Annotated in this window: 20 protein-coding genes and 2 pseudogenes; 8 read left to right on the top strand and 14 right to left on the bottom strand. The window is 69.8% G+C overall.

Annotated elements, in window-relative coordinates:
• Nucleotides 1-162: 162 nt before the first annotated feature.
• Together ACMYLB_RS09010 and ACMYLB_RS09005 are read left to right on the top strand one after the other, a co-directional pair.
• Nucleotides 163-720 (top strand): SIS domain-containing protein, encoded by a 558-nt coding sequence (locus ACMYLB_RS09010; protein WP_415910593.1) that lies wholly within the window; start codon nucleotides 163-165, stop codon nucleotides 718-720.
• Between the two features lie 40 nt (nucleotides 721-760).
• The gene (locus tag ACMYLB_RS09005; protein WP_415910592.1) at nucleotides 761-2,674 is read left to right on the top strand and encodes an alpha/beta hydrolase family protein; all 1,914 of its coding nucleotides are present in this window, start codon (nucleotides 761-763) and stop codon (nucleotides 2,672-2,674) included.
• Nucleotides 2,675-2,698: 24 nt separating this feature from the next.
• Here the strand turns inward: ACMYLB_RS09005 and ACMYLB_RS09000 are convergent, their stop codons facing one another.
• Complete coding sequence (locus ACMYLB_RS09000; protein WP_415910591.1) at nucleotides 2,699-2,932, bottom strand: DUF2934 domain-containing protein; 234 nt, start codon at nucleotides 2,930-2,932, stop codon at nucleotides 2,699-2,701.
• 127 nt (nucleotides 2,933-3,059) lie between these two features.
• On the opposite strand from ACMYLB_RS09000, the gene ACMYLB_RS08995 reads away from it, so the two are divergent.
• A complete protein-coding gene (locus ACMYLB_RS08995) occupies nucleotides 3,060-3,581 on the top strand; it encodes a peptidylprolyl isomerase (protein ID WP_415910590.1) in 522 nt (173 codons plus the stop codon).
• Nucleotides 3,582-3,673: 92 nt separating this feature from the next.
• Here ACMYLB_RS08995 and ACMYLB_RS08990 read toward each other — a convergent pair whose 3' ends face one another.
• Both ACMYLB_RS08990 and ald read right to left on the bottom strand, forming a co-directional pair.
• Entirely contained in the window at nucleotides 3,674-5,257 is a 1,584-nt protein-coding gene (locus ACMYLB_RS08990; RefSeq protein WP_415910589.1) for a hypothetical protein, read from the bottom strand.
• 122 nt (nucleotides 5,258-5,379) lie between these two features.
• The gene (gene ald / locus ACMYLB_RS08985) at nucleotides 5,380-6,474 is read right to left on the bottom strand and encodes an alanine dehydrogenase (protein ID WP_415910588.1); all 1,095 of its coding nucleotides are present in this window, start codon (nucleotides 6,472-6,474) and stop codon (nucleotides 5,380-5,382) included.
• A 151-nt stretch (nucleotides 6,475-6,625) separates the two neighbouring features.
• Between ald and ACMYLB_RS08980 the strand changes: the two genes are divergently transcribed.
• The 3 genes from ACMYLB_RS08980 to ACMYLB_RS08970 are packed head-to-tail and all read left to right on the top strand — an operon-like array spanning nucleotide 6,626 to nucleotide 8,429.
• A complete protein-coding gene (locus tag ACMYLB_RS08980; protein ID WP_415910587.1) occupies nucleotides 6,626-7,249 on the top strand; it encodes a GIDE domain-containing protein in 624 nt (207 codons plus the stop codon).
• Nucleotides 7,171-7,932: a LemA family protein gene (locus tag ACMYLB_RS08975; RefSeq protein WP_415910586.1), complete on the top strand. Its 762-nt coding sequence runs from the start codon at nucleotides 7,171-7,173 to the stop codon at nucleotides 7,930-7,932. Before ACMYLB_RS08980 ends, ACMYLB_RS08975 begins: the two co-directional genes overlap by 79 nt.
• A 5-nt stretch (nucleotides 7,933-7,937) precedes the next feature.
• Nucleotides 7,938-8,429 (top strand): dihydrofolate reductase, encoded by a 492-nt coding sequence (locus ACMYLB_RS08970; protein ID WP_415910585.1) that lies wholly within the window; start codon nucleotides 7,938-7,940, stop codon nucleotides 8,427-8,429.
• A 30-nt stretch (nucleotides 8,430-8,459) separates the two neighbouring features.
• Here the strand turns inward: ACMYLB_RS08970 and ACMYLB_RS08965 are convergent, their stop codons facing one another.
• From ACMYLB_RS08965 to ACMYLB_RS08920, 10 genes and pseudogenes are all read right to left on the bottom strand, one after another.
• Nucleotides 8,460-9,785 (bottom strand): serine hydrolase, encoded by a 1,326-nt coding sequence (locus tag ACMYLB_RS08965; protein ID WP_415910584.1) that lies wholly within the window; start codon nucleotides 9,783-9,785, stop codon nucleotides 8,460-8,462.
• Nucleotides 9,786-9,983: 198 nt separating this feature from the next.
• Nucleotides 9,984-10,172: a DUF2892 domain-containing protein gene (locus ACMYLB_RS08960; protein ID WP_415911055.1), complete on the bottom strand. Its 189-nt coding sequence runs from the start codon at nucleotides 10,170-10,172 to the stop codon at nucleotides 9,984-9,986.
• A gap of 86 nt (nucleotides 10,173-10,258) precedes the next feature.
• A pseudogene (locus ACMYLB_RS08955) lies at nucleotides 10,259-10,788 on the bottom strand (gamma carbonic anhydrase family protein).
• Between the two features lie 53 nt (nucleotides 10,789-10,841).
• Entirely contained in the window at nucleotides 10,842-10,970 is a 129-nt protein-coding gene (locus ACMYLB_RS08950; protein WP_415910583.1) for a hypothetical protein, read from the bottom strand.
• Nucleotides 10,971-11,108: 138 nt separating this feature from the next.
• Nucleotides 11,109-12,368, bottom strand: coding sequence for a NupC/NupG family nucleoside CNT transporter (locus ACMYLB_RS08945; RefSeq protein WP_415910582.1), 1,260 nt, complete (start codon nucleotides 12,366-12,368; stop codon nucleotides 11,109-11,111).
• Nucleotides 12,369-12,465: 97 nt separating this feature from the next.
• Nucleotides 12,466-12,657 (bottom strand): hypothetical protein, encoded by a 192-nt coding sequence (locus ACMYLB_RS08940; RefSeq protein ID WP_415910581.1) that lies wholly within the window; start codon nucleotides 12,655-12,657, stop codon nucleotides 12,466-12,468.
• Entirely contained in the window at nucleotides 12,639-13,076 is a 438-nt protein-coding gene (locus ACMYLB_RS08935; RefSeq protein WP_415910580.1) for a hypothetical protein, read from the bottom strand. The genes ACMYLB_RS08940 and ACMYLB_RS08935 overlap by 19 nt, the downstream gene beginning before the upstream one ends.
• A 21-nt stretch (nucleotides 13,077-13,097) precedes the next feature.
• On the bottom strand, nucleotides 13,098-14,102 hold the full coding sequence (gene floA / locus ACMYLB_RS08930) for a flotillin-like protein FloA (RefSeq protein ID WP_415910579.1): 1,005 nt from the start codon (nucleotides 14,100-14,102) through the stop codon (nucleotides 13,098-13,100).
• Between the two features lie 9 nt (nucleotides 14,103-14,111).
• Nucleotides 14,112-14,579 (bottom strand): NfeD family protein, encoded by a 468-nt coding sequence (locus ACMYLB_RS08925; RefSeq protein WP_415910578.1) that lies wholly within the window; start codon nucleotides 14,577-14,579, stop codon nucleotides 14,112-14,114.
• A complete protein-coding gene (locus tag ACMYLB_RS08920) occupies nucleotides 14,576-15,958 on the bottom strand; it encodes an NfeD family protein (protein WP_415910577.1) in 1,383 nt (460 codons plus the stop codon). Before ACMYLB_RS08920 ends, ACMYLB_RS08925 begins: the two co-directional genes overlap by 4 nt.
• Nucleotides 15,959-16,145: 187 nt before the next feature.
• On the opposite strand from ACMYLB_RS08920, the gene ACMYLB_RS08915 reads away from it, so the two are divergent.
• Together ACMYLB_RS08915 and ACMYLB_RS08910 are read left to right on the top strand one after the other, a co-directional pair.
• Nucleotides 16,146-17,066: an aldose epimerase gene (locus tag ACMYLB_RS08915; protein WP_415910576.1), complete on the top strand. Its 921-nt coding sequence runs from the start codon at nucleotides 16,146-16,148 to the stop codon at nucleotides 17,064-17,066.
• Nucleotides 17,067-17,165: 99 nt separating this feature from the next.
• A pseudogene (locus tag ACMYLB_RS08910) lies at nucleotides 17,166-17,327 on the top strand (twin-arginine translocase TatA/TatE family subunit); the annotation flags it as partial.
• Nucleotides 17,328-17,466: 139 nt separating this feature from the next.
• On the opposite strand, the gene ACMYLB_RS08905 reads toward ACMYLB_RS08910, so the two are convergent.
• Nucleotides 17,467-18,117, bottom strand: a complete 651-nt coding sequence (locus ACMYLB_RS08905) for an ABC transporter permease (RefSeq protein ID WP_415910575.1) — start codon at nucleotides 18,115-18,117, stop codon at nucleotides 17,467-17,469.
• Nucleotides 18,118-18,120 lie beyond the last annotated feature (3 nt).

Raw genomic sequence — 18,120 nt, 5'->3', positions numbered from 1 at the left:
CGGACGGAACGCTGAGGACAGAGGACCGAGGACAGAAGACAACCCAATCCTCGCGCCGCGGTGGCGGAACCGGCCGCGCGGCCCCGCCGCTCCGGCTTCCGCGGGCCGCCTTTCGAATTTCCATTGTCTCCCCGGTTTCCTCCGTTACCTCCTGTGCCAGCCATGACATTCGAAGCCTCGCAACAGGCCACCCTCGCCGCCCTCCAGGGACTCTCCGCCCAGCGCGCCCAGATCGACCGCGCCGGCGACCTGATCCTCGCCGCGCTCCAGGCCGGCCGGAAGATCATCGCCTGCGGCAACGGCGGCAGCGCCGCCGAGGCCCAGCACCTGACGACCGAGCTCGTCGGCCGCTATTTCAAGAACCGCCGCTCGCTCCCCGCCGTCGCGCTCACCGCCGACGGCACGCTCGTGACCTGCCTCGGCAACGACTACGGCTACGACGCCGTGTTCGCGCGCCAGATCGAGGGCCTCGCCCAGCCGGGCGACGTGGTGGTCGTGCTCACCTCCAGCGGCAACTCCAAGAACATCCTCCTCGCGCTCGCGGCGGCGAGGAAGCTCGGCCTCGACACCATCGCGCTGCTCGGCCGCGGCGGCGGCCAGGCCAAGGGGCTCGCCACGGTCGACATCATCGTCCCGGGCGACAGCGGCGCCGCGGCCCAGGAGTGCCACCTTTTCCTCATCCACCACTTCTGCGAACGCGTGGACGAAGCCTTCACCTGAGCAAGCGCGAGGCCGGGCCACCTCGCGTCGGTTTTCCCTCATGATTCGTTACCTCACCGCCTGGTTGTGCGGCGCGGCGGCCTTGGTGGTCGCGCACGCCGTCGACGCCCCGCCGCCCGTCCGCGCCTTCGCGACGCCGCCCGAGTTCCGCAACCCCAAGCTGTCCCCCGGCGGCCAGACCCTGGCCGTGACCGGCACGCGCGAATTCTCGGACTACGTCGCGCTCATCGACCTCGCCACCATGCAGGTGACGCCCGGCGCGACCTTCACCGACGTCTCGCTGGTCAACTACTGGTGGAAGGGCAACGACTGGATGCTGTTCCTGGTCGAGCCGCTCCGAGGCTGGCGCGTCTTCCGGTCGATGGACCTGAAGACCAAGAAAATCCAGCCGCTGCACTCGTTCAACAACCGCGGCGGCTCGATCGTGAACCCCCTGGTGAACGATCCCGACCACGTCCTCGTCAGCGTTTCCACGCCGACCGGCGTCGATCTGCGCAAGCTCAACGTCCGCACCGGCAAGCTCACGGTGGTCGAGAACAACCCCGGCTTCGTCACCCGCTGGCTGACCGATCGCGAGGGCCGCGCGGTCGCCGCGCTCGGCCGCCTGGACGGCGAATGGTTCCTGCTCACCCGCGACCGCGCCGGCGCCGACTGGAAAAAGACGCTGCTGGGCAAGCGCCTCCGCCCCGATTTCTGGCCGATGGCGGTCTTCCAGGACCAGCGCCGGCTCATCGGCTGGGACCACGTCACGGCCGACACCGCGCGGGCCGTGATCCGCGATCCACAGACCGGCGCCGACGAGGTGATCTTCCACAGCCCGGAAGTCGACCCCTCCTACAATCTCGGCTGGGGCGACGACGAGACCCGCGTGCGGGCGATCGCCTACGAGACCGACCGGCCCCGCTTCCATTACCTCGCCGAGGCCGACGCCAAGCTCGCCGGGATGATCGACGCGGCGCTGCCCGACTCCACCAACTTCATCGTCAGCACCTCCGCGGACGAGTCCCGCCTCATCATCGAGGCGACGTCGGACGCGCACCCCGAACGCTATTTCCTCCTCGACCGGAAGGCCGGCCGGATCGTGCCGCTGGGCGCGGCGCGCGCCGAGCTGGCTGCCGCCCGGTTCGGCGCCGGCCGCTACTTCACCTTTCCGTCGCGCGACGGCCTGACCCTGAGCGCGCGCCTGCTGCTCCCCGCCGCGTCCGCCGCGCGCCCGCCCCTGATCGTCATCTGCGGCTCCGACCTCACCGCCCGCGCCTACCGGGTGTTCACTCCGTTCTACCAGCTCCTGGCCAGCCGCGGCTACGCCGTCCTCGAGGTCAACCACCGCGGGGTCGACGGCTTCGGCCAGAAGCTGGCCGATCTCGGCACCGAAAGCGTCCACGACAAGATGCCCGACGACGTCGCCGACGCCGTCGACTTCGCGGTGCGCCAGGGTTGGGCGGACGGGCAGCGCGTGGGCATCTTCAGCCAGGGCGGCGGAGGCCTCGTCGGCCTCTACGCGCTCTCGCGGCATCCGGAAAAATTCAAGGTCTGGCTCAATTTCGGCACCCCGATGGATCGCGCGCCGCTGAGCGCCTACGATCTCAGCTTCGGTCTGACGCCGTCGGCCGGCCGCCACGTGCCGGTCGCGCGCGAGGACCGGCTCCGCAGCTACGTCTTCAAGCTCGACCCGCTGCCGGTGGCCAAGGCGCTCACCGTCCCGTCCTTCCATTTCTACGGCAGCTGGCAGATGGTGAACGACGACGGCGCCAAGCTGAAGCGGCACCTCGATCGCGGCACCGTGCCGCATGTCTTCGTGCTCGGCCTCGGCAGCCGCGAGTGGGGCGACACCGTCGAGGTGGTCAACCGCCAATGGGTCGAGGAGAACACCCGCATCTGGACCGAGGCGCTGGCCTTTCTCGCGCAGCACCTGCCGGTCCCCGCCCCCGGCGCGGGTGCGGGTGCGCCCTGAATCCGGCTCCGCGCGCGCCCGGGCTCAGGTCGGCGTGACGAGCTGCTCGGTTATGCGCACCGTCGGCTCGCGCTCCTCGTCCGGGTTCGCGTGGGCGTGGTGTCGGCGGTGTTTCACCAGCTCCTGGGCCGCCAGCCAGTGGTCGAGTTCACGGCCGGGCGGGCAGCCTTCCTGTTGCCAGAGCCGGTAAGCTTCGCGGCGGATCTCCTCGGTGGGGTCGCCACGCAGCCGGGTCTCACGGTGTTCGCGGGTTTTCATGACGCCTCCTTGGTTCGCGGGCAGTGTAGCACGACTCGCCGGCCTTGCACGGCGCATTTTGTGCGAAAAGCGCGCGACGTTTTTGGTTCTTGCCGACGATGGCGCCGCGGGGCTTCTTGGCCCCTCCATGAGCAACGAGCCCGCCTCCACCAACGAAGTCGCCGTCATCAAGACCAGCTACGGCGAAATGACCCTCGCCTTCTGGCCCGACGTCGCGCCGAAGACGGTCGAAAATTTCAAGAAGCTCGCCCGCGCCGGCTTCTACGACGGCACCGCGTTTCACCGCATCATCAAGGGCTTCATGATCCAGGGCGGCTGCCCGAACACGAAGGCCGGTGAGACCGGCATGCCCGGCACCGGCGGCCCCGGCTGGAAGGTGAAGGCCGAGTTCAACGAGAAGCCGCACGTGCGCGGCGTCATCTCGATGGCGCGCTCGTCGCATCCGGACAGCGCCGGCTCGCAGTTCTTCATCTGCCACGGCGACGCCCGTTTCCTCGACCGCCAATACACGGCGTTCGGCCAGCTCATCAAGGGCGACGAGGTGCTCGAGCAGCTCGCCAACGTCCCGGTGAAGTCGAACGGCGGCGAGAAGAGCACGCCGATCGACCGCGTCGCAGTCGAGAGCGTGAAGATCGTGCCCGCGGCCTGAGCTTCCGCCCACTCCCTGACGCCGCCCGGATGGCGGCGCCACCCCAACATCGAGGCCGGCATCGCGCCGGCCTTTTTGCTGGGCGACAGGCCCTACTCGGCCTCCGCCAGCGCCGGGTCCTTGAGGATGCGGCGGACGCTCTGCGCGAAACGCTTCTCCTCGGGCCGGGGGTTGAGTTCGTCGATCATCGTCAGGATCCGGATCGCCGACTCGCGGTCGCCGAGCCGCGCCCGCACCAGCGCGATCGCCAGCAGCGAGCTCGCGCGCAGGCGCTCCGGCGGGATCTTCGCCTGCACCAGGTTGACGTTGCGCACGTCCGGCTCGGGGGCGGCCGACTCGACCCAGGCCAGCATCTCGAGGAACTCCGCGCTCTCCGGCGCCCGCGCGCGCGCCCGGGCGATCAGGGCGCGGAGCTCGTCCGTCTTTTCGGCCGGCAAGCGGTAGTAGTAGTCGAGCTGGCGGAAACGCCGGGAAAACTCCAGGCGCAGCGTGAGCTCGACGACGCCGAGGTTGGTAGTGCCGCTCTCGATCGCGCGCCGCCAGTAGTCCTGCGCCTGGGCGTCGTCCTGCTCCTCCGCCGCCAGCGTGCCGAGCGCCTCGGCGGCGCGCGCCGCCCGCGGGCCGCGCAGCGCATCGAGGAGGACGAATTTCGCCAGGTCGTCGCGGCGCGTGCGCAGGCGCAGCTCGGCGAGCCGCTCGCGCATCTCGACGGCGTCGACGGTGCGGACGGCGAAGCTCGCCGGCGCCGGCACCCTGGCGTTGTCGATGTGCTGGGAGTTGAAGCGCCCGGAGCGCATGTAGCGGGTCACCCGGCGGTTCATTTCCGCGTAGTCGACCTTGAAGCTCCGCTCGAACTCCGCGCGCAGCCGCGCCGGATCCTCGGCCGCGCGCGACAGCAGCATGAAGCGCACGAAGCGGTTCACGTCGGTCACGGGCACGTCCTTCTGCCCGAAATACCAGTAGTGCAGCAGCACCCAGGATTTCGCGTGGAAGACGTTCGCGGTGTCCTGCGCCTTCTCGCGCGTGGCCTTCAGGTCCGGCAGCGGCGCCGAGCCCTCGCGCACGGCGAAGAGCGCCTCCACGTCCATGCCGGGATGCTCGTTGACGAGCTGCTCGCGCAGGCGGTCGGGCCGCCCGGCGATGCTGTAGCCGCGGCGGGCGTCGAAATTGCCCCACAGCATCGCCAGCCCCTGGAACAGCCACGACGGCCCGCGGCTGCCGGCGCCGTGCAGGAGGTTTTTCACCAGATCGGAGTAGATGATCCAGTAACCCGTCTCGGCATCGGCGTCGGCATCGAGCAGGATCACGTCGCGGTCGAAGCCCGGCCGGTATTCGCCGATCAGGTTCTCGTTCGAGGCGAAGTAGGGCGACGCGTAGGCGCGCATGTCCCCGCGGGAGCGGAACACGTAGACGGTGACCTCGTTGCTGTCGTCGGCCGTGAGCTCGAGCGTGGTGAGGAACGCCGCGCGCATCGTCTCGAGGTTGCGCAGGATCTCGCGCACGTAGGCCTCGGAGGCGCGGCCATAGACCTCGAAGTGCTCGGAGCGCGCGTGCTTCCACTTGGCATCGAGGCCGGGGAACGGATCCGCGGCGGGGGCGCGCACGGCGGCGAGGAGGAGCAGGAGGGCAACGGTGCGGCGGAGGACCGCCGCGCCCGGGAAGAGCGAACGAGGCATGGGAAACGAAGGTGGCGGCCCGGCGCCAAACTGCCGGGTCGCTCCCGGCGTCGGCAAACAAAAAGCCCGGCGTGGTCGGACGCCGGGCGGGGAGCGGACGTGGGCGCGGTCGCGCGGTGCGCTCAGGCCTGGTCGAAGCCGACGGCCTTCGCCACCTCGCCGTAGACGATGCGGCCGCCGCGGGTGTTCACGCCCTTGGCCAGGCCCTTGTGCTCGGCCAGCGCGCGCTCGACGCCCTTCTGGACGATCATGGCGACGTAGGGCTCGGTGGCCTGCGTGAGGCCGAGCGTGGAGGTGCGGCCGACCAGCGCGGGCATGTTCGGCACGGCGTAGTGGTTGACGCCAAATTCCTGGTAGGTCGGCTTCTCGTGCGAGGTGTATTGGATGCCCTCGACGCAGCCGCCCTGGTCGATCGCGATGTCGACGATGACGGAGCCCGGGCGCATGTTCTTCACCATCTTCTTGGTCACGACCGTCGGGGCCTTGGCGGCCGGGATGAGCACGGCGCCGACCACGAGATCGGCCGAGGCGACCTCGGCTTCGACGTTGGCGGGGTTGGAGACGAGCGTGACGACCTTGCCGCGGTATTCCTGGTCGAGGACCTCGAGCTTGCGCGTGTCGAGGTCGAGGACCGTGACCCGCGCGCCCATGCCCGCGGCCATGCGCACGGCGTGCGCGCCGGAGTTGCCGGCACCGACCACGACGACGTGGCCGGGCATCGTGCCGGGGATGCCGCCGAGCAGCACGCCCGAGCCGCCGACCTGCGACTGGAGGAAATAGGCGCCGATCTGGATGGAGAGGCGGCCGGCGATCTGCGACATGGGCTTGAGCAGGGGGAACTGCCCGTCGCTGCTCTCGACCGTCTCGTAGGCGATGCCGAGGATGCCCTTTTTGCAGAGCTGCTTCGCCAGCGCGGGACCGGCGGCGAGGTGCAGGTAGGTGAAGAGGGTCTGGCCCTGCTGCATGAGGCCGAACTCGGCCTCGAGCGGCTCCTTCACCTTGAGAATCATGTCGGCGCTCTTCCACACCTTCTCGGCGGAAGCGGCGAAGGTCGCCCCGGCGGCCTTGTATTCAGCGTCGGTGAAGCCGGCCGTCAGGCCGGCGTTCTTTTCCATGAGCACCTGGGCGCCGAGCGACGTGACGCGGCGGCACAGGCTGGGGGTCATGGAAACGCGCTTCTCACCGATCTTAATTTCTTTGGGGACACCGATAATCATGCGCTCCGGGATATCCGCGCCCGGAGTTATGACAAGTGCGCACCGGACGCCTGGGCCGATAGTGGGAGGGCTTTCCCCGGCCCTGCGGCGTCTAATTCTCGACAAGCGGGCGGACGGGGGCGATGAAACCAGGCTCCGTCCCGCCCCTTCGATGGACCGCCCCCTCCTGCCCGGCCTCGCGCTGGCCCTCGTCAGCCTCGGACTGCTCGCCTGGAGCCTGCACCTCCGCCGGCGCCACCGCCTGGTGCGCGACCTGCCGACCTCGAAGGTCCGGGGCGTGTTCATCGGCCTCGTCGAGCTGAAGGGCACGGCCGAGGCCGAGACGCCGCTCCGCAGCCACCTGGCCGGCGCGGCCTGCGTGCATTACCACTACACCGTCGAGGAGCGCTGGTCGCGCACCGTCACCGAGACCTACACGGATTCCAACGGCAAGCCGCAGACCCGCACGCGCCAGGAGAGCGGCTGGACCACCGTCGCCGCGGGCGGAGAAATGATCCCGTTCTACCTGCAGGACGACACCGGGGCCGTGCTCATCCGCCCCGGCGGCGCCAAGCTCGAGCCGGCCGAGCTGTTCGGGAAACCGCCTCGCGGGGCGACGAGCTCTATTACCGGAAAGGCCCGCCGGGGGCCGTGCCCGACTCCGACCACGTGCGGCGCTTCCGCGAAAGCGGCATCCCGCTCCACGCCGACTTGTTCGTGGTCGGCCGCGCCCGCGAGCGCGCCGACGTCGTGGCGCCCGAGATCGCCGGCGACCGCGACGCCCCGCTCTTCCTGATCAGTTGCCGCACCGAGGAGCGCGTCCTCGGCGGCTACGCGCTCGGCTCGTGGGCCACGTGGGGTCTGGGGCTCGCCGCCGCCATCGGCCTGGGCGCGGTGCTGGAACCGAACCTGTCGCCCGACGCCAACTGGCTGCCGCCGGCGCTCGGCGCGGCGGTCTTCCTCGCGCTGTGGGGCGCGGCGTGGGTCTGGATGGTCTACAACAGCCTGGTGAGTCTGCGCGAACGCGTGCGGCAGAGCTGGTCCCTGATCGAGGTCGAGCTCAAGCGCCGCCACGACCTGATCCCGTCGCTCGTGCGCGTGCTCGACGGCCTGCGCGGACACGAGCAGGCGCTCCAGACCGCACTCGCGCGCCTGCGGGCGCAGAGCGCCGCCACGCCGCCGGGCGTCACCGGGCCGGATTTCCAGGGCCTCGCCGCGTCGCTGCGCGCGGTGGCGGAGAGCTATCCGACGCTGAAAACGCAGCCCGAGTTCTCCCGCCTGCAGGCCGAGCTCGTCACCACGGAGCAGCGCGTCGCCCTCGCGCGCACCTACTACAACGACACCGCCACGCACTTCGCGACCCGCCTCGAGCAGGTGCCGGACCGCTGGGTCGCGCGCCTCGGCCGGATGCGGCCGGCGGCCCTGCTGGCCGCGAGCGACTTCGAGCGCGCCGAGGTGCGGGTGCGGTTCGCCGACTGAATTCCATGCCGCCTCCGATCAACCTCATCGTCGCCTGCGGAGAAAACCGCGTCATCGGCCAAGGCCGCCGCCTGCCTTTCGACATCCCGGAGGACAAGCGATGGTTTCACGACCGGACAGCGAACACCACGGTCGTGCTCGGCCGCATCTGCTACGAGATCTGGCCGCGCGTGCGCCTCGACGGCCGCGTGCCGGTGGTCGTGAGCTCGAATCCCGCCCTCGCCCAGCCGGGCGTGCACGTGGCGGCCACCGTGCCCGCGGCGCTCGCAATCGCGCGCGCGCTCCCCGGCGAGATCATGGTCTGCGGCGGCCAGCGCATCTACGAGGAGACGCTGCCGGTCGCCGACCGTATTCTGCTCACGCTGGTGCACGCCGAGGTGCCCGGCGACGTGTTCTTCCCCGAGTGGCGCCACCTGCCCTGGCGCGAGACGTGGCGCCGGGAGAGCGCGGACGCGAATTACCGCTACACGTTCAGCATCCTCGAGCGCGCGCGCTGACCGGCGCCCGCGCCGTGGCGGCAACACCCGTCACTTCCGCGTCGCGCGCTGATCGCGTCCGTTCTGGTGCAGCACGAGCGCGGCGACCCGACCGGAGGCGTCGCGCTCGAAGCTGATGCGCGCCGGCACGACCTTGAGGAAGAACTCGTCCTTCGCCGACGCGAACATCGGGAGCCGGGACTGGCCGGTCAGCTGCACGGCCATCGCGCCGTTCTCCTCCGTGACGGTGAACTCGACCGGTCCGAGGGTGTAGACGCCGACGTAGCCGGCGAGCACGTCGGCGGGCAGCTTGACCTCGGCCGGCGGCTTCGGCGGCGGGGGTGGCATGCGGCCGGCGAGGAGCGCGAAGCCCATCGCCTCGAGACCGCGGCTGGAGTTCGTAAGCAGCACGAGGCCGGTTTTCTTGAGCGGGTCGAAAACGAGGAAACTGTGGTAGCCGCCCGTCGCGCCGTTGTGCCACAACACCGTGTCGGGCCCGCGGGTCTCGATCATCCAGGCGTGGCCGATGCGGCGCGCCGGCAGGTCGCCGGCGGCGAGCGGCTGCTGGGTCTCCACCAGCAGCGCGTTGAGCGGCGTCTCGACGAGGCTGAGTTCCGCCTGCACGAAGCGCGCGAGCTCGCGTGCGGTCGAGAGCAGGCTGCCGGCGGGCGCGTAGGCGTCGAAATCCCAGTTCGTGGTGCGGCCGGAGTCGCTGTGACCGGGCGCGAGCCGGGCGGCGTCGACCTCGGCCCGGGTGACGAACGTGCCCGCGAGCCCGAGCGGCGCGAGCACGCGCGCGCGCAGGGCCTCAGCGTAGCTTTGGCCGTCGGCGTGGGCCACCGCCTGGCCGAGCACGGCGTAGCCGAAGTTCGAGTAGCTGGACTTGCCGGGCCTCGCGTCCGGCGCCGCGGCGGCGAAGGAGCGCGCGAGGTCGTCGAGGTTGACCGCACCGTAGGGATTGCCGGGGCCGCCGCGCGGCGTGAAGTCCCGCGCCATGCGCGGCAGGCCGGAGGTGTGGGTGACGAGCTGGCGGTAGGTGATCGCGCTCGGCGCGAAGGGCGCGCCGACGGGATCGTCGAGCTTCAGCCGGTCCTGTTGCACGGCATCGGCGAGCAGCGTGGCGGTGAAGACCTTGGTGAGGGAGCCGATCTCGAAATATGTGTCGGGCGTGATCGGCCGGGCGTCGGCCGCGTCGAACCGGCCGGCATTGGCGAAGGTGACGCCGCTGGCGTCGATCCAGGCGGCGGCGACGCCGTGCGGCTGGTCACCGAGCCATTGGCGCAGGGCGGCGTCGAGGTCGACGGGCGGGGCGGCGTGCAGGTGCGGGGCGGCAAGCGCCAGCAGCGGAAGGAGGCGGGGCAGTCTCGTGGAGGGCATGGGTAATGGAGCGCCGTCGGGGCGGCGGTTTGTCCGCGCACCACCCTGACCGAACGGCCGAGGCGGTGCTCGCTCCCGGAGGCCGGGCGCGGGAGGATCAGCGCCGATGCGCGGCCTCCTGGCAAGCCCGGTCCCCCGCGGCGCATGCCCCGCACCGCGGGCCCGGCCCGGGCGCGACGCCGGGGCCGGAAAGGCGACTCAGCGGTCGGTGACCGTCGTGTCGATATGGGCGAGGCAATAGAGCGGGCAGAATGCGAGCGCGGCCGTCAGCAGCGGCACCACCCCGAACCAAGCCCACCGGCTCTCGAAGTGGAGTCCGAAGAGGATGATCAACCACCCGAGCACGTAACGAATCCCTGCATCATAGGAGCCGACGTTGTGTTTCATAGGCACCTCCTGGGTGTGCCGACAGTGTAGCGCGACGCCGGCGGCGGCGCTGCGCATCCCTTGCCAAGCCTGGCGCAGCGTCCGGACTAGCCGCGGGCGCGCGCGGCGTGCGCCTCGGCGACGGCGACGTATTTTTCCGCCCACTTCCGGATCCCGGCGCGCTCCTCGGGCGTCAGCGCGCGGACCACCTTGGCCGGCGCGCCGAGAATCATCGAACCGGCGGGCGCCTCGAACTTCTGCGTGACGAGCGCGTGGGCGCCGACGATGCACTGGTCGCCGATCCGCGCACCGTCGAGGACCGTCGCGCCCATGCCGACGAGGCACTCGTCGCCGATCGCGCAGGCGTGGATGATGGCGCTGTGCCCGATCGTGGTGTAGCGGCCGATCTTCACGCCGTGGTTGTCCGCCAGGTGGACCATCGTGAGGTCCTGGATGTTGCTCCCTCGCCCACCTCGATCGTGTTGATGTCGCCGCGCAGCACGCAGCCATACCACACGCTGCTGCGCGCCCCGAGCGTGACCGCGCCCAGCACGGTGGCATTCGGCGCGACAAAGGCCGCGGTCGCGACGGCGGGGGTTTGGCCAAGGAATTTCGCCAGGCGTTCGTGAACGTCCATGAGCACACACTTGCGCCGGTGGCCCCCGCCGCCAAGTGCAGAGCGTCAGGGCGTCACTTCACCGTGCGCTCTTCCCGGCCCCCCAGCCAGACGGCGAGACCCATCAGGCAGGTCACGCCAACCGCGCAGGCCGCCAGGATGGCGGCGCCGGCGAGGACGAGTTCAATGATGACATGGCTCATGGAATGAGTGGTTCGAGCGGGTCTGACGCACGAACGAGGCCATGAGTTTCACCGCGACGCAGAAATGTCACTCACCCCGAGCGGCACAGGGAGGTCTTTACCTCAGGTTTACCAGCGGCACCGCCCAGGCGGGCGGGCTCAGATCACGATGCCGGCGAGCGTGGCGGAGAGATAGGAGGCGAGCGTGCCGCAGAGCAGGGCCTTCAGGCCGAGCTTGGCGAGGTCGGTGCGGCGCTCGGGCGCCAGCGCGCCGATGCCGCCGATCTGCATGCCGACGCTGCTGAAGTTGGCGAAGCCGCAGATGGCGATGCTGAGGATGAGCAGGCCCTTGTCGGTCACGATCGGCACGGAGTGGTTGGTGAGATTCTGGAACGCCACGAATTCGTTGATCGTGAGCTTCTGGCCGAGGAGCGTGGCGACGCTGTTCACGTCCTGCGCCGGCACGCCCATGGCCCAGGCCATCGGGTAGAACAGCTTTCCGAAGATCCAGTTGAGCGTGAGGTTGAAATCCGGGCTGAAGAGGTGGCCGATGGTCGTGAGGATCCAGTCGAGGCACGCGATGACGGCGATGAAGCCGATGAGCATGGCGATGACGTTCATCGCGATCTTGAAGCCGTCGCCCGCGCCGTGGGAGACGGCGTCGATGACGTTCGAGTAGTCGCTCTTCACCTCGAGCTTCACCGTGCCCATGGTCTGGCTTTCCTGCGTCTCCGGGAAGACGATCTTCGAGATCACCAGCGCGCCCGGCGCGGCCATGAGCGACGCGGTGATGAGCTTCGGCGCGAGGTCCATGCCGGCGGCGGCGCCCATGTTGGCGTAGACGACGAGGATGCCGCCCGCGATGCAGGCGAGCGAGCCGCTCATCGAGGCGAGCAGCTCGCTGTTGGTCATGCCGCCGAGGTAGGGCCGGATCATGACCTGGGCCTCGACCTGGCCGACGAACGCGCTGGCGACGTTGCTCAGCGCCTCGGCGCCGGAGACGCGCATGACGAAGTTCATCGCCCGCGCGATCACCGCGACGACGCGCTGCATGATGCCGAAGTGGTAGAGGATCGCGACCAGCGCGCAGACGAGCACGATCGTGGCCGTGACGTTGAAGGCGAAGACGAAGCCGCCGGCGAGGTAGTTGCCGATCTTGCCGCCCTGGTCCACCGCGATGCCGCCGTAGACGAACGACGCGCCCTGGCGCGCGAACTCCTCGAGCTTGCCGATGCCGTGGCCGACGAGCTGGAAGAAGCGGCCGACGGGGCCGACCTTGAAGATCAGCAGGGCGATCACGACCTGGAGCGCGATGCCGCTGGCGACGAGCCGGTAGTTGATGCGCCGGCGATTATTCGAGACGAGGAACGCGATACCGAGAATCAGCGCGATTCCGAACAGGCCTTGGAGACGATCCATGGACGAGCGACGCTGCCGGATTCGCGAGCGAGGGCAACACCGGAGAAGCCGGGGAAGCAAAAGGGCGCGGCGAACCGCGCCCGGGGAGGCCAGGACTTCAGCGCAGGGCCACCGGCGGTCCGAGCACCTCGCGCAGCACGAAGGCCCGGCGGAGCGCCGTGCCGCTGCGCAGGTCGTCGAGCAAAGCCCCGCGCGCCGCGACCTTCGTTTCGGCCTGGGTGTCCGCGGTCGCGCGCTCGAACTCGCTCCGGCGCGCCGCGGCGGCCTTCATCAGCTCGAGTTCGCGCATCTTCTCGGCCAGCGCCGCCTGCTGCTCGAGAATCTCCGCCTGCCGCTGGGCCTCGGCGCTCGAGACGGTGGCGCGCGTCCGTTCGGGGTGCGCTCGACCACGACCTCGCGCACGAGCGGCGGCGGCGCCTCTTCGAACGCCGCTTCCGGATCGGGCACGGGCGGCGGAGCGGCCGACGGCTCGTAGCCGGCGGCGCCGCGGCGGCGTTCCGCGATCCGGCGCTGGATGTCCTCGCGGATCCGTCGCGTGCGCTCGGCCAGCTCCGGATCCTCGAACGGCTTGTCCTCCGGCGCGGCGGCCGGCGGCGCGTCGTCGGTGTCCTTTTGTCCGCGGATCGCCTTGATCAGCTGCGCGACCACGCCCGCGATGATCACGAGCGTGAAGGCGTGCTTGGTGACCCACTCCAGGATATTGTCCATGAACGGTGGGGGCGCGGGCGGTTACTTCTTGCCCTCGGGGTGCGCGATGGAGCCGCGCATGGCCGTGTCGGCCTGGACGTTCTCCATCCGGTAGTAATCCATGACGCCGAGCTTGCCGGCGCGGAAGGCCTCGGCCATCGCGAGCGGGACTTGGGCCTGCGCCTCGACGACCTTCGCCTGCATCTCCTGCACGCGGGCCTTCATCTCCTGCTCGAGCGCGACGGCGGCGGCGCGGCGGATTTCCGCCTGGGCCTGGGCCATGTTCTTGTTCGCCTCGGCCTGCGCCTCCTGAAGCTTGGCGCCGACGTTCTCGCCCACGTCCACGTCCGCGATGTCGATCGAGAGGATCTCGAACGCCGAGCCGACGTCGAGGCCGCGCGAGAGCACGGTCTTGGAAATGCTGTCCGGCGATTCGAGCACCTGCTTGTAGCTCTCGGAGGAGCCGATGGTGGTGACGATGCCCTCGCCCACGCGGGCGATGATGGTGTCCTCCTTCGCGCCGCCGACAAAGCGGTCGAGGTGCGTGCGCACGGTGACGCGCGCCTTCACCTTCACTTGGATGCCGTCCTTCGCCACGCCGTCGATGGTCGTGCGACCCTGCTCGGGGTTCGGGCAGTCGATGACCTTCGGGTCGACCGACGTGCGCACGGCCTCGACCACGCTCTTGCCCGAGCCCTTGGTCGCGAGATCGATGGCGCAGGCGCGGTCCCAGTCGAGCGCGATGCCGGCCTTCTCGGCGGCGACCAGCGCCTGGACGGTCGGGACGACGTTGCCGCCGGCGAGGTAGTGCGCCGCGATCTTGTCGGTCGAGACCTCGATGCCGGCCTTCACCGCCGTGATGCGGGCCTCGACCACGAGGTTGTAGGGCACGCCACCGAGGCGCATGCCGAGGAGGTTCAGCACGCTCACCGGCGCGCCGTTCAGGCGGGCTTTCAGCCATACGCCGATGAACGAGATGAAGACGCCCACGATGATGAGCGCGACGACAATGATCGGGATCAGGAATATGAGGGGGATGGAGGTCATGGGTAAAATTCAGGATTGGGAAACGATGATGCGGAAATTATCGACGCCGACGACGCGCAACGTCGCGCCTTTGGCGACCAGCCCGGAGCGGCTGAACGCCTCGTAGCGGCGACCGTCGACCTCGACGTAGCCGCTCGGCGCGAGCGTGGTGAGCGCCACCGCGTCGCGACCGACCACGGCGTCCGCCGCGGCGGGCGGAGGCTGGCTGGTGGCGCTCACCGTCGACTGCACGACCATGCGCCGGCCGAAGGCGGTCTTGGGCAGCACGACCAGCTCGACATAGAGCATCACTCCGACAAGCAGCAGCGCGCCGAAGCTCGCCAGCAGGCCGCCGCTGAAGCCGAACTCGTGAAACGAGAGCAGGCTGCCCGCGGCGAGGGCGACGCCGCCGATGATGCCGGCAATCGCGCCGGGCAGGAAAATCTCGGCCGTCAGCAGCAGCGCGCCGACGACGAACAACAGGATGATCGCGTTCATGCTTTTTCCTCCTCCACCACCAAAGCGAACGTGTCCCGCGCGCGCACCACGACACGCGCCCCGGGGGCGATGCTGCCGAGCGCCGCACGCGCCTCGTAGCGGCGGCCCGCGATCTCGACCTGCCCGCCCGGCCGCAGCGCCGTCGCCGCCACGCCGACCGCGCCGATGAGACCGGCCGCGTCCGCGCCGCCCGCCGCCGCCTGCGCCACCGAGCCGGCGACGGAGTTCACGGTGAGGCGATCCCAGATCCAGCCGTGCGGCAGGAAGCGCAGCAGCACCACGCCGAGGCCGAGCGAGAGCAGCACGCCGAGGCCGACATTCGCCAGCGGCCGCGCAAAGGCGTCGCCCGAGAAGCTCACCGGCTCGTTCGGCCAGAGGTCGGCCATCGACCACACGAGCGCCGCGAGCATGAGGATGAGGCCGGTGACCGCCGGCAGCGCGACGCCGGGAAAGAACAGCACCTCCGCCAGCACCAGCAGCAGGCCGAGGGTGAAGAGCAGCACCGGCTCGTGGCCCGAAAAGCCGGCGACGTAGTGGCCGAAGAACACCACGAGCAGGATCAAGATGCCCACGCCGGCGAACAGGCCGTGCGACGGCATCTTGAACTCGAGGAACAGCGCCAGCAGGCCGAGGCCGGTGAGGATCGGCGCGAGCGCCGTCAGGTATTGCGCCAGCGACTCCGACCAGGTGACGCGGAACTCGCGCACCTCGAAATTGCCGGCGCCGAACTTCTTGGTCAGCAGCGCCGGGATGTCCGCCGCGATGCCGGCGCCGAGCAGCGGCTGCGGCGGCTCGCCGTAGGTCTTCATCGCCTCGGTCGCCGTGAGCGTGAGCAGCTCGCCCTTCGGCTTCAGCACGGTGTCGCCGATCTTCAATTCGTAGTCCTCGTCGATCATGGCGGAAACGACCTGCCCGCGCAGGCCCTTGCCCTCGGAGATGGAGCGCACCTCGGCGCGCAGGAAGCTGACGACTTTCTGCCGCATGGTCTTGTCGATGTCCTGCCCGGTCGCGCTCACCGGGGCGGCGGCGCCGATCTTGCCGCGCGGGGCGAACCAGATCTCCTCTGTCGTGGCCGCGATGAAGGCCCCGGCGGAAATCGCCTGGTCGTCGACGAACGTCGCCGTCTTGCCCGGAAACTTGCCCAGCGCCTCCATGATCTCGAACGTCGCGTCGAGCGCGCCGCCCGGGGTCTTCATGTCGAGCACCACGAGGTCGGCCTTCTGCTCGATCGCCTCCTTCAGGCCGCGCCGGATGATGTAGAGCGTCGGCTTGGCGATCTCGTCGCGCACCGGGATGACAAACGCCACGCGCTTGCCCGGGCGCGCGTCCGCCGCGCCCGCGGCTTCCGCCGCCGGCTCGGCACCGCGCACGATTCCCACCCCCGCACAGAGAAGAAGGGCCAAACGCCTCAGGTTCACAGCGCAGCACGATACGCCCGGGCGCAGCTGCTGCAAGCACGCGGAACTTACAAAGCTCCCGGGCGTTTCAAGTTTTTCGCGTCTGACACGCGCGCGCAGCGATTTGAGTTGGAACGTCGCCGCATTTGTCCTTTCAACCAAAGCCATCATGGAACGCATCCCGTATCTGGGGCACACGATCTATCGCTGGCAGGTCGGTCCGTCGACCTTCCTCGCCCTGCCGGAAAAAGGCGCGCGCCTGATGCACTGGAACGTCACGCTCGGCGACGGCAGCGTGCGCGACCTGCTTTACTGGCCGGAGCTGGAGCAGCTCGACGACATCGCGAAGGTCCGCGGCGGCAACCCGATCCTCTTTCCCTTCAACGGCCGGACCTACGACCGCGGCGAGATGGGCATCTGGCGCGCCGACGACGGCGTGCGCCGCCCGATGCCGATGCACGGCGTCGCCCGCCAGGGCGACTTTCGCGTCAAGCGCCTCGACGAACGCGGCTTCTCCGCCGTCTTCGTGCCGGGCGACGAGGCCAAGGCCGCCTACCCCTTCGACTACGAGTTCGTGGTCAGCTACCGCTTCGAGGCAAACGCCGTCTACGTCGAGCTCGAGCTCACCAACCTCGGCCAGGCGCCCATCCCGTGGTCGGCCGGTCATCATTTCTACTTCAACCTGCCGTGGTCCGAGGGCCTCGCCCGCAAGGACTACATCCTCGAGGTGCCCGCCGCGCGCACGCTGCGCCGCAACGAGTCCGGCCAGCTCGTCGACGGCCCGCGCCTGCAGGCGCGCGAGACCTTGGACAACCCCGCGCTGATCGACACGATCCACACGGCGCTGCGCGGCCACCAATTCCAGGTCACGGAGCGCACCACCGGCGCGCGCCTGCGCTTCCGCACCGGCTTTTCCAACACCACCGCCAAGGACGCCGCGGTCGTCACCTGGAGCGCCGACGACAAGGTGCCCTACTACTGCGTCGAACCCTGGATGGGACCGCCGAACGCGCCCGAGACGAAGATCGGCCTGCACCACGTCGGGCCGGGCCAGACCCAGAAGTTCCTCGTGGACATCACGCACGGCTGAGCGCGATTTTTGGCGTTACCTTTTCCGATCCCAGGCGTCTATCTCCCGACCATGAATTTCCCGCTCGCGTTCATCGAAGGCATCGGCGGCCCGGAGCTGATGCTGATCCTGTTCATCGTCCTGCTCCTGTTCGGCGCCAACAAGCTGCCCGAGCTCGCCAGGGGCCTCGGCAAATCCGTGAAGGAATTCAAGAAGGCCGCCGCCGACGTCGAGTATCAGATCAAGGACGCGATGGAGGAGAAGCGCGAGGAATCGGCCGAGGCCAAGCGCTTCGCGCCCAAGCCCGTCACGCCCGTCGCCCCGCCGCAGAACACGACGCCGGCCGCCCCGCCGACGGGCTCCACCCCGGCGACGCCAGCGTCGCCGGAGTCGCCGCCGGCCTGAGCGCGCCGCACGCGCCTCAATCGAAGATCGGCCCGCGGCGGAAGCGCCACAGGCTCACCGCGACCAGCCCGGCGGTCATCGCCAGCAGCACGCCGAGCGTCGGCAGCAGCTCGGTGAACGTGCAGCCGTTCCACAGCACCAGCGCGAAGCCCTCCATCGACCAGTAGACCACGGTCAGCTTGCTCAGCCGCTGGATGAACTCCGGCATGAACGAGGTGGGAAACCACGCGCCCCCGATCGAGCTCATGGTCAGGATGAGCAGCGTCGCCAGTCCGCTCGCCGCCGCCGGCGTGCGGGTGATCGACGCCAGCAGCATGCCGAAGGCGGTGCAGGCCATCGCCGCCGCGAGGCAGATCACGACGAGGTTGCCGAAGTTCGCCAGCACATCGATGCCGAACAGCAGCCGCCCGGCGAAGAAGAGCGTCACCAGCTGGACGAGGCCGAGCGCGATGCCGAAGAGATACTTGCTCCACAGCAGGTGCGAACGCCGCACCGGCGAGGACAGCAGGCGCAGGAAGATCCCGGCCTTCTTCTCCTCGAACAGCGAGGTGGCCATGCCGCTGAGCGAGAACAGCAGGAACATCATCGCCCAGCCGCCCACGACGCGCGTCGCCGCAGGGTTCGTCACCTGCGCGCCGGCGAGCTGCTCCGACTCGATCTTGATCACGCG

Origin of the sequence: Oleiharenicola sp. Vm1 (genome assembly GCF_047777955.1) — a bacterium.
Lineage (GTDB): Bacteria > Verrucomicrobiota > Verrucomicrobiia > Opitutales > Opitutaceae > Didemnitutus.
This window is presented reverse-complemented; position numbering and strand designations above follow the sequence as displayed.

Coding starts and splice junctions, on each gene's coding strand:
- floA (WP_415910579.1), bottom strand. CDS start 14,102: ATGACCTCCATCCCCCTCATATTCCTGATCCCGATCATTGTCGTCGCG.
- ACMYLB_RS08965 (WP_415910584.1), bottom strand. CDS start 9,785: ATGCCCTCCACGAGACTGCCCCGCCTCCTTCCGCTGCTGGCGCTTGCC.
- ACMYLB_RS08995 (WP_415910590.1), top strand. CDS start 3,060: ATGAGCAACGAGCCCGCCTCCACCAACGAAGTCGCCGTCATCAAGACC.
- ACMYLB_RS08990 (WP_415910589.1), bottom strand. CDS start 5,257: ATGCCTCGTTCGCTCTTCCCGGGCGCGGCGGTCCTCCGCCGCACCGTT.
- ACMYLB_RS09005 (WP_415910592.1), top strand. CDS start 761: ATGATTCGTTACCTCACCGCCTGGTTGTGCGGCGCGGCGGCCTTGGTG.
- ACMYLB_RS09000 (WP_415910591.1), bottom strand. CDS start 2,932: ATGAAAACCCGCGAACACCGTGAGACCCGGCTGCGTGGCGACCCCACC.
- ACMYLB_RS08950 (WP_415910583.1), bottom strand. CDS start 10,970: ATGAGCCATGTCATCATTGAACTCGTCCTCGCCGGCGCCGCCATCCTG.
- ACMYLB_RS08935 (WP_415910580.1), bottom strand. CDS start 13,076: ATGGACAATATCCTGGAGTGGGTCACCAAGCACGCCTTCACGCTCGTG.
- ACMYLB_RS08960 (WP_415911055.1), bottom strand. CDS start 10,172: ATGAAACACAACGTCGGCTCCTATGATGCAGGGATTCGTTACGTGCTC.
- ACMYLB_RS08945 (WP_415910582.1), bottom strand. CDS start 12,368: ATGGATCGTCTCCAAGGCCTGTTCGGAATCGCGCTGATTCTCGGTATC.
- ACMYLB_RS08940 (WP_415910581.1), bottom strand. CDS start 12,657: ATGCGCGAACTCGAGCTGATGAAGGCCGCCGCGGCGCGCCGGAGCGAG.
- ACMYLB_RS08970 (WP_415910585.1), top strand. CDS start 7,938: ATGCCGCCTCCGATCAACCTCATCGTCGCCTGCGGAGAAAACCGCGTC.
- ACMYLB_RS08925 (WP_415910578.1), bottom strand. CDS start 14,579: ATGAACGCGATCATCCTGTTGTTCGTCGTCGGCGCGCTGCTGCTGACG.
- ACMYLB_RS08915 (WP_415910576.1), top strand. CDS start 16,146: ATGGAACGCATCCCGTATCTGGGGCACACGATCTATCGCTGGCAGGTC.
- ald (WP_415910588.1), bottom strand. CDS start 6,474: ATGATTATCGGTGTCCCCAAAGAAATTAAGATCGGTGAGAAGCGCGTT.
- ACMYLB_RS09010 (WP_415910593.1), top strand. CDS start 163: ATGACATTCGAAGCCTCGCAACAGGCCACCCTCGCCGCCCTCCAGGGA.
- ACMYLB_RS08980 (WP_415910587.1), top strand. CDS start 6,626: ATGGACCGCCCCCTCCTGCCCGGCCTCGCGCTGGCCCTCGTCAGCCTC.